The sequence below is a fragment of the Streptomyces sp. JJ66 genome, from assembly GCF_019303495.1.
Lineage (GTDB): Bacteria > Actinomycetota > Actinomycetes > Streptomycetales > Streptomycetaceae > Streptomyces.
In genome coordinates, this window is sequence record NZ_JAEVFI010000024.1 from 51,253 (window position 1) to 58,037 (window position 6,785).

General features: G+C 68.7%; 3 protein-coding genes. 2 read left to right on the forward strand and 1 reads right to left on the reverse strand.

Features of this window, described 5'->3' with window-relative positions; translation table 11 throughout:
• Positions 1-5 precede the first annotated feature (5 nt).
• A complete protein-coding gene (locus JJV70_RS23285) occupies positions 6-656 on the reverse strand; it encodes an AfsA-related hotdog domain-containing protein (protein WP_308294867.1) in 651 nt (216 codons plus the stop codon).
• Positions 657-870: 214 nt separating this feature from the next.
• On the opposite strand from JJV70_RS23285, the gene drmD reads away from it, so the two are divergent.
• Positions 871-4,104, forward strand: coding sequence for a DISARM system SNF2-like helicase DrmD (gene drmD / locus JJV70_RS17225; protein WP_257574103.1), 3,234 nt, complete (start codon positions 871-873; stop codon positions 4,102-4,104).
• Complete coding sequence (locus JJV70_RS17230; RefSeq protein WP_219048890.1) at positions 4,101-6,740, forward strand: DNA methyltransferase; 2,640 nt, start codon at positions 4,101-4,103, stop codon at positions 6,738-6,740. The genes drmD and JJV70_RS17230 overlap by 4 nt, the downstream gene beginning before the upstream one ends.
• Positions 6,741-6,785: the final 45 nt, after the last annotated feature.

A 6,785-nucleotide genomic window follows, 5' to 3' on the forward strand; every position in this document is an offset into this window, starting at 1 on the left:
GCACGTCAGGCGGTGCGGGAGGGGTGGGCGGGCGGTGCGGTCAGCGTGACCACGGCCGAGAAGATCTCCCGGTTGTGCTGGTGCGCGCCGACCCGGACCCGCCCGGGCTCCGCCATCGGCTCGGCTTCCAGCCAGCAGGGGGCGTCCATCTCGGCGTACTTCACGAAGTCGGAGTCCATACCGGTGACGCACACCGGCCGGGGAGACGCGGTGGCCAGGGCGGCCTGGCGTGCGGCCTCCAGCAACAGCATGCCGAGTTCTGGCGTCAGCTCTTCCCACGCCGAACCGTCGCCAAGGATCGACGGTCTCACAGCTGTCACCCACGGCCCGATCTCGTCTTCGTTCCAGGCGATGACACACAGTGCCCGGATGCGGTGGCCGCCGTAGTGCACCAGCTTCCCGATGTCTGCCATGTCCGGCCAGGCCATGAGCACCGGACCGTTTCCGCGGATGAACCCCCCGCCCCTGCCGGTGACGTGCTCAACGTTGGAGTGTCGGGAGACGAGCTGTTCCAACTCCGAGCAGTTCTGCAGGTTGGACTCGAGGCTGGTCCACACGGTGAGCGTGTCACCGTCCTCCATGTGCTCACAGCACCAGTCGATGGCCGCGCCCACGCCCTCAGCGTCATAGCTGGCGACAGCGCAGGGGTGGCTCACGTCGCGATCGAACGTTCCTGCTCCACTCTTTGTCGGATCGGACAGGTACCACGCTATGGGGAGCCCCTGACAGCGCCCGAGTACATGCGCTTCTAGCAGCACCGTTGAGGGTCCCGGAACTCTTGATCGGGCAGCGTCTTGCGTCAGAGATACTGGTGCCACGTGACCTCATTCGGCCCGGAGCAGGTCGGCGCAGCAGGGTCACGCTCCGGCAATGACGTCGTTGGCGAGGGAGTCGGCCCAGGTGGAAACCGTTACGGAGCACCAGCAGGAATCGGTGAGCAGTACCGCCAGTGTGACGGCCCTCCCCCCGGTCCCGGAGCCTGGGCAGGTCGTCAAGGTGCGGGGCTCTACCTGGGCCGTGTCCGACATCCAGAGGCAGGGTCTTCCCCGCAGCCCGGCCGACGAGGGTGCGCCGGGGCTCTCCCATGTGGTCACGCTGCAGGCTTTGGACGAGGACCGGCTCGGGCAGGAGCTGACGGTGGTCTGGGAGCTGGAGGTCGGGCACACCGTCGCCCCGAACCAGGGGCTGCCGGAGACCGTTCGGGCGGAGGCGTTCGACGATCCAAACACACTCGCCGCGTTCGTGGACGCGGTCCGCTGGGGTGCGGTCACCTCGGCGGACGCTGACTCGTACCAGGCGCCTTTCCGCAGCGGCGCGAACGTAGAGGCGTACCAGCTCGTGCCGCTGAGCCGGGCGTTGCAGTCGTCGCGGACGAACCTGTTGCTCGCGGACGATGTCGGCTTGGGCAAGACCATCGAGGCCGGGCTCGTCGTGCAGGAGTTGCTACTGCGGCACCGAGCACGGTCCGTGGTGATCGTGTGCCCGCCGAGCCTGTCGCTGAAGTGGCAGGACGAGATGCGGGAGAAGTTCGGCCTGGACTTCGTCATCGTCAACAGCGAGCTGATGGCCAAGGTGCGGCGGAGCCACGGGCTGAACGCCAATCCGTTCCGCCTCTTCCCGCGCGTGATCGTGAGCATGGCGTGGCTGCCGTCGCTGCGGGCGCAGCGCCTGTTGCGCGACGTGCTGGCCGATGTGCGCAGCTCGGGCACGGCCAGGCGGTACGCGTTCGATGTGCTGGTGGTCGATGAGGCGCACCATGTGGCGCCGGCCAGCCCGACGACGGCACCGGGGCAGCGCGGCTACGCGGTCGACAGCAAGCGGACGACGGCGACGATGCGGCTCGCGGAGGCGTGCGAGCACCGGCTGTTCTTGAGTGCGACGCCGCATAACGGCTATTCGGAGTCGTTCACCGCCCTGTTGGAGATGATCGACGGCCGCCGGTTCACCCGTGGCGCGAGCATCGACGAGCAGGCGCTGAAGGAGGTGATGGTGCGGTGGCTGAAGACCGATCTGCCGGACAAGGGGTTCAAGACCCGAGAGCTTAAAACCCTTCCGTTCACGCCGTCGGAAGAGGAGCAGCAGCAGTTCGCACGGCTGGAGCGGCTGCTGGCGGACAGTGCCCGGGCGAACGGCAAGGGTTCGGGCGGCGACATCGTGGCGATGCTGCTGAAGAAGCGTTTCCTGTCCAGCCCGTGGTCGTTCGCCCGCACTCTCGAGTTGTACGAGGGCGCGGACGGCGGTGACCGTCAGCTTCGGGTGGACGACGAGGACGAGTACTACACGGAAGTGCTGGGCAGCGGCCAGTCGGACGAGGAGGAGGGCGCGGCCGAGCATCCCGAGTTCACCGCACTGCGCCACTCCAAGGGCTCGGACCCCCTGGTCGCGGCCACCAGCAGCGAGATCGCCTCGCTGGTCGAGTGGGGGCGTCGGTATGAGTACAAGCCGGACTCCCGGCTGGAAGAGCTGCTGACGTACCTCAACGCGGTCTGCCGCCCAGACGGCAAGCATTGGCAGAACGAGCGGGTCGTGGTGTTCACGGAGTACGCGGCCACCCTGGAATGGATCGAACGCGTCCTGCGCCAGCGCGGGTACGACGACGTACTGGAGGTCATCCAGGGCTCGACCCCGACCGAGGAGCGCGAGAAGATCCGCGCCCGGTTCACCGAGAGTCCGGACAAGCACCCGGTCCGCGTCCTGCTCGCCACCGACTCCGCCGGCGAGGGCATCGACCTGCAGACCCACTGCCACCGCCTGGTCAACTTCGACATCCCCTTCAACCCGTCCCGCCTGGAGCAGCGCATCGGCCGGATCGACCGCTACGGGCAGACGAATCATCCGGAGATCTTCCACTTCGTCCCGGTCTCCGGCTCCACGACGTACGACGCGGACATGCGATTCATGGGGATCATCGCGACCAAGGTCGGACAGGCTACCGAGGACCTCGGCAAGGTCAACCAGGTCATCGATGCCGAGGTGCAGGAGCACTTCGTCCCCACCCGCACGACGCGCAAGGCCCGGCTGACCCCGCCGGACGACGGCAACGAGGTGATCACTCGCGTCCTGGCCGGCGGAATGGAACTGAACCGTCGGCTCACCAAGCTCTCCGAGACGTACCGCGAGAGCAAGGCCGCGATGCACCTCACGCCCGCCAACGCCCGCCGAGTGGTGGACACCGCGCTCACCCTGACGTCTCAGCCCCCGCTCGTCGAGATCGGCGACGACCGCACCGAGGCACAGGTCTTCGAGATCCCGAACCTCGGCCGGTCCTGGCAGTCGGCCCTGCGCGGCCTGGACACCCGCCTGGAGCCGGGCGTCCCGCGTCCCATCACCTTCGACGACCAGGCCGCGCAGCACCGCACCGACCTGGTCCACATCCACCTCGGGCACGCCCTCATGCAGCGCGCCACCCGCATCCTGCGCTCCGCGCTGTTCAGCACGGACTCCCAGGTCAACCGGGTCACCGCCGTCGTCGCGCCCGGCCTGCCCGAGTCCTGCGTTGCCGCCGTCTCCCGGCTCGTCCTGGTCGGACGCGGCGGGCTGCGGCTGCACGAGGAGGTGTTCCTCACCGGCGTCCGGCTGCGCGGTCAGGCCCTCGCCGAGTCCAAGGTCGAGCAGGTCCTCGACGAGACCCTCGACTCCGCCGATCTGCTCCTCGCCGACGAGAAGGTACGTGCTCACCTCGCGGAGCAGTGGAATGACGATGGCTCCCGGCTGCGCACCCGCCTGCTGACCGCGATGGAACGTAAGAGCACCAGCCGCCAGGAGAAGGTCACCGAGGCTCTCAGCCAGCGCCGGGACGCCGACGTTCAGCGCGCCCACGAGATCTTCGGCGCCTTCCGCCTCAACCTGCGCGAGTCCCGTGACCGCCTGGAGCAGGCCATCCGAGCCGAGGAAGAGCTGCTGTTCACCGACGACCAGCAAAAGCAGCGCCGCCGGGACCTGCACCACATGAACGAGCGCCTCGACAGCCTGGACGACGAGGAGGCGCGCGAGATCGCCTCGATCCAGGAGCGTTACAGCGACATCCGGCCTTACGTATCCGCCGCCGCGGTCGTGTTCGCCCTCACCCCCGAAGACGCGAAGAACGGAATGGTCAAGGCATGAGCCGCCGCTACCCCCCGACTGCCGCCGGCCTGCACCGCGCCTGGCTCGAACTCGTCGACACCGACGGCCCCTTCCTCGCCGTCCCCGCCCTGGAGCGCGTCTACCCCCAGGGCATCCCCCAGCCCGACTCCCGCGCGCTCGACGCCATCAAGGACGCCAAGCCCGCCTTCGAGAAGGCATGGGAGAACTGGGACGAGCACCCGGGCGACGAAGCCGCCCTCGACCTGTACCGCGAGGCCCGCGACACCTGGGTCGACGTCGTCCTGCGCCAGGGCCTGCGCTGGGGCGCCTCCTACACCGTGCCCGCCCCGGCCGCCGCCGAGATCCGCTCACCCGACTACGCCGTCACCGTGCGCGCCGACGGCGCCCTCGTTCACGGCGAGACCACCGGCGCCCTCGTCCTGATCACCGATCCCACGGACTCCCTGCGCGACCCCCTCACCGACGGCTGGGCGGCCAGCCCCATCGACCGCATGGAGGAGCTGCTGCGCGCCTGTGGCGTCCCCATCGGTGTCGTCACCGACGGCCGCTGGTGGGGGATCGTGAGCGCTCGCCCGCAGACCATGGTCGCCTCCGGCATCGTCGACGCCCAGACCTGGATCGAAGAGCCCCAGACCCGCAACGCCTTCATCGAGCTCCTCCAGCGCCGCCGCCTGGTCGGCGGCAAACAGCAGGACCGGCTGACGGAACTCTTCGGCGAGTCCGTCACCGCCGCCGAGAAGATCACCGAAGCGCTCGGCACCCAGGTCCGCCGCGCCGTCGAACTCATCGTCCAGGCCCTGTCCGAAGGCGCCCTAGACGCACAGCGACGCGGCGAGCCCGACCCGCTGCCGGCGGCGAGGGGCGAGGTCTACGAGGCCGCCGTCACCGTCATGATGCGCGTCGTCTTCCTCCTCTTCGCCGAAGAACGCGGACTACTGCCCCAAAGCCGCCTCTTCGCCATGGGCTACGGCATCAGCGACGAACTCGACCTCCTCGATGCGCGCGAGAAGGAGGAAGGCGAACAGGCCCTCGACGCAACGTTCCTGACCTGGCACCGGCTCCTGGCCACCTCCCAGGCCCTGTACCGGGGCGCGAGCTTCGAGGACCTGCGCCTGCCCGAGTACGGCGGCTCCCTCTTCGACCCGGCCCGCTTCCCCTTCCTCACCGCCTGCGACTCCCAGGACACCCTGGCCATCACGGCCAGCGACCGCGTCATGCTCGAAGTCCTGCGCGCCGTCCAGATCGCCCAGCTGCCCGGCGGAGCACGACGGATCTCCTTCCGCGACATCGACGTCGAACAGATCGGCTACATCTATGAGGGCCTACTCGGCTACTCCTGCGAACCCGCCGAAGAGATCATCGTTGGCCTGACCGGCAGCGCGGGATCCGAACCCGAGATCCCCCTCGCCACCCTAGAAGAACTCAGCCAGGCCAAGCACACCGAGACCGCGCTGGCCGACGCGATCCTCGCCTGGATCAAGCAGCACCAGCCGGCCGCGAAGCCATCCAGCAAGGCCGCCCTCACCAAGGCACTGAAGGCGGGCGAGACACTGGATGACACCGAGATCGCCCTGCGCGACGTCACCGACGACCCCGAACTACGCAACCGTCTGCGCCCGTTCATCGGAATCATCCGCCGCGATCTGCGCATCCGGCCGCTCGTTGTCGAGCCCGGCGGCGTTCTGCTGGTGGAGACCCCCTCGCGCGCCTCGGCGGGCGCGCATTACACGCCCCGCTCACTCGCCGAGGAAGTCGTCCGGTACGCGCTGGAACCTCTCGTCTATTCGCCCGGACCACACCAGACCGCAGACCAGGACGCGTGGCGGCCCATCGACTCCGACCAGATCCTCGACCTGCGCATCGCCGACATCGCCTGCGGCTCGGGCGCCTTCCTCGTCGCCGCGGCCCGCTACCTCGCCGACCGGCTCATCGAGGCATGGCAGCGCGAGGGCGTGGCGTACGGACGCACACCGCACGACCTGCACGTCCACGCGATAAGGACCGTGGTCGCGACCTGCCTGTACGGCGCCGACATCAACGGCATGGCCGTGGAGATGTGCAAGCTGTCGCTCTGGCTGGTGTCGCTGGACCCGAAGCTCCCGTTCTCCTTCGTCGACGACAAGGTGCTCCACGGCAACGCCTTGCTCGGCCTGACCGACGCCGATCAGCTGCGCCGCCTCCACATCGACCCCGCCACGGCCGACGACAGGCTGAGCCTCTTCGCGCTCGACGTGGACGACATCCTGGACCAGGCCAGCCGTCTGCGCCGCCAGCTCGCCACCGAGGTCGACGACAACGACCCACAGCGCTCGGCCGCCACCAAGCGGCGGCAGTTCCGCCGGTACCAGGAGCTGACGGCTCAGCTCGCCGACGTCGCGGACGGGGTGATCGCGGCCGGGCTGCGGTGGGGCGGAAAGCCCGGGAAGCAGTTGAAGGCCGCGTATGAGGATCTGCGCATCGCAGTAGAGAAAGCATACCCGGCAGGAGGCGAGGAGTCAGACCGGACGATGCTTGACGGCATTCTGGAGGCGGGGCTCACGCCGACAGTCGCAACGGACTACAAGCGATGGAAGCCGCTGCACTGGATTCTCGCCGTTCCGGACGTAATGGAGCGCGGCGGATTCGACGCGGTGATTGAGCGGATCTCATCGTGACCGGTTCGGGTGACGGGGTGCCCGTGACGTGGCGAAGCTCCTCGA

Coding starts and splice junctions, on each gene's coding strand:
- JJV70_RS17230 (WP_219048890.1), top strand. CDS start 4,101: ATGAGCCGCCGCTACCCCCCGACTGCCGCCGGCCTGCACCGCGCCTGG.
- drmD (WP_257574103.1), top strand. CDS start 871: ATGACGTCGTTGGCGAGGGAGTCGGCCCAGGTGGAAACCGTTACGGAG.